Source organism: Kitasatospora sp. NPDC051702, from assembly GCF_040681575.1.
In the GTDB taxonomy this organism is placed as follows: domain Bacteria; phylum Actinomycetota; class Actinomycetes; order Streptomycetales; family Streptomycetaceae; genus Kitasatospora.
This window is the reverse complement of the sequence record NZ_JBFAZB010000019.1, coordinates 131332-132470: the sequence shown is the minus strand read 5'-3', so window position 1 is coordinate 132470 and position 1139 is coordinate 131332. Positions and strand designations below refer to the sequence as shown.

Below are 1139 nucleotides of genomic sequence, written 5' to 3'. Positions count from 1 at the left end.
GTTACATTCCGAACCCGGAAGCTAAGCCTCACAGCGCCGATGGTACTGCAGGGGGGACCCTGTGGGAGAGTAGGACGCCGCCGAACAATCATTCAAGGCCGCGGCCCCAGCGATTCGCTGGGGCCGCGGCCTTTTTGTGTTTTGCGAACGTGCAGGAGGCCGGCAGGCCGGGACCTTCGCCCAGGCGCGGAGTGTTCCGGGATGCCGGACAATGGAGATGGTGCCCGGCCAGGAGGCCGGCGCCGAAACCGCGTGACGGCAGCGGAGTTGCTCGGTCCGCGGTGGAGCTGAAGCAGCAGAAGGAGTCACCACGATGTCGAACCCCCAGGACCGTCCCGAGCGTCGATCGGACGACGGCCGCGGCCACGAGCCCCGGTCGCGTGGGGGCTGGTCCAACGACCGTGGCGGCTCCCGTCGGGACGACCGTCCGTCCGGCGGTTACCGTCGTGACGACCGTGACGACCGTCCGCGTCGTGACGACCGCCCGTCCGGCGGCTTCAACCGCGATGACCGTGGTGGCGACCGCGGAGGTTACCGCGGTGGCGACCGTCCGTCCGGTGGCGGCTACAACCGCGACCGCGGCGACCGCCCCTCGGGTGGCTTCAACCGTGACGACCGTGGTGGCGACCGCGGCGGTTACCGCGGTGGCGACCGTCCGTCCGGTGGCGGCTACAACCGCGACCGCGGCGACCGTCCGTCCGGCGGCTTCAACCGCGATGACCGTGGTGGCGACCGTGGTGGCTTCCGCCGTGACGACCGCCCGTCCGGTGGTTTCAACCGTGACGACCGTGGTGGCGACCGTGGCGGCTTCCGCCGTGACGACCGCCCCTCGGGTGGCTTCAACCGCGATGACCGTGGTGGCGACCGCGGCGGTTACCGCGGTGGCGACCGTCCGTCCGGTGGTGGCGGCTACCGTGGTGGCGACCGCCCGTCCGGTGGCGGTTTCCGCCGTGACGACCGCCCCTCCGGCGGTGGCTTCCGCCGTGACGACCGTCCGAGCGGGTTCCGTCGTGACGACCGTGACGACCGTCCGCGTCGTGATGACCGCCCCTCGGGTGGCTTCAACCGTGACGACCGTGGTGGCGACCGCGGTGGCTTCCGCCGTGACGACCGCCCGTCCGGTGGTTTCAACCGTGATG

1 rRNA gene and 1 pseudogene are annotated in these 1139 nt (G+C 71.4%); both read left to right on the top strand.

Annotated elements, in window-relative coordinates:
- A 5S ribosomal RNA gene (gene rrf, locus AB0N04_RS18370) occupies positions 1-86 on the top strand; the annotation flags it as partial.
- 326 nt (positions 87-412) lie between these two features.
- Positions 413-1018, top strand: a pseudogene (locus AB0N04_RS18365) (RNA helicase); the annotation flags it as partial.
- Positions 1019-1139: the final 121 nt, after the last annotated feature.